The following is a 1,424-nucleotide window of genomic DNA, read 5'->3' as shown; positions in this document are numbered from 1 at the left end:
ACGGCGCCTCTCTGTGTCAAGCTGCTGTGTGGGAGGGGCCGCTAGGATTGTTTTTGGCGGGTCCGGTATGTGACTTTTCCGAAGCGCCGGTTTGGGGATGGGAGTCGGCCACGCTGGATTCTGGAGTCGTTCCCCGGTGTCCTGCCGGACCCGCTTCCCGCAGGTGCTGGTCGTGGACCATGGTCCTGTAGATGACGTCCGCCAAACGACGTTTGAGACACCTGATCGCTTCTTTTTTCGATTTCCCGGCTGCCCGTTTGCGTTCGTAATAGGCCTTCCCGGCCGGGTCGGATCCGATCTGCGTCAGAGCGGCAATGTAGATGGCGTGGTTGAGTTGGCGGTCGCCGGTACGCGATAACCGGTGTCTGACGGTCTCCCCGGAAGAAACCTCCCGCGGAGCCACTCCGGCGTATGCGGCAAAGGCGGCGGCCGAGCGGAAACGGCCGACGGGACCGGTGCGGGCCAGAATCTTCGCCGCGTTCAGGTGGCCGATTCCGCGGATGCGCAGCAGCCCCGTTTGGGTGCTTTGCACCCTTTCGGTGATGCGTTCCTGCGCCTGAGCGATCCGCTTGTCCAGGCGCCGGACTTCGGCGATGAGGTCGGTGGCAATGAGCCTGCGGGTAACCGTCAGCGGGTCGGTGGCCCTGACCCGGCGCAGCAGCCCGGCGGCGGTATCGGCATCGAGGTTGCGGGGTGCTCCGCCGGTGATGAGCAGGTTCAACGCCGAGTGAAGCCGGTTGACTGATTGCGTGCGCGCCCGAACCAGATCATCGCGGTGCTCGGTCAAAAGCTTCAGTTCAGCGGCTGTTTCATCAATGCTGACCGGGCGCAGCCGGGTGGTCGTCGCGGCCGCTACTGCCACCGAGAGGGCATCGGCCTCATCGCTTTTGCGTCCGTGACCGGTGGAAAGGACCCTGACCCGTGCAGCGAGTTTCGCCGGAACATCCCAGACGGTGATCCCGTCGGCGGCCAGTAAAGCGGCCAGCGGCGCCCCCAGCCCGTAAGCGCCTTCCAGAGCCCATCTGGCGTTCGGATAACGGGCGGCGAACCTGGAAAGTTTGCGGTAGCCAGCGTCCGTCACCGGGACACGCGCCACCGCCCGCTGGTTCAGGCCGGCGTCAATGGCCACGGCCGTCCAGCTGCTTTTATGCGGGTCGACCCCGATGATGAACTGCCCCTCGTCCTTCTGCACCTGCTATGCCTCCTGCGATCAGATTTGCATCATGGGTCAGCAGGAGGGCACACCAGCTTTCGGTAGAACAGGCCTCTCTTAAGCCACTCCTGCCGGGAGACCGCGGTGAACCGGCACGCCGTTAGAAAGCCAGACCTGAAGGCCGGCAGGTGTATCCCGAGCCACAGGCTCACCGCGGTCTAAGGAACCATAGCTGCAGACCACGATTCCCTGCCTCTAGTGAACAAGCTGG

Annotated in this window: 1 protein-coding gene; it reads right to left on the bottom strand. The window is 64.2% G+C overall.

Going from position 1 to position 1,424, the window contains the following annotated elements:
* Positions 1-16: 16 nt before the first annotated feature.
* Complete coding sequence (locus tag AC5RWU_RS24225; RefSeq protein ID WP_493986717.1) at positions 17-1,192, bottom strand: IS110 family RNA-guided transposase; 1,176 nt, start codon at positions 1,190-1,192, stop codon at positions 17-19.
* Between the last annotated feature and the right edge of the window lie 232 nt (positions 1,193-1,424).

This window comes from Arthrobacter sp. B0427-1-12, from assembly GCF_059092905.1.
This window is presented reverse-complemented; position numbering and strand designations above follow the sequence as displayed.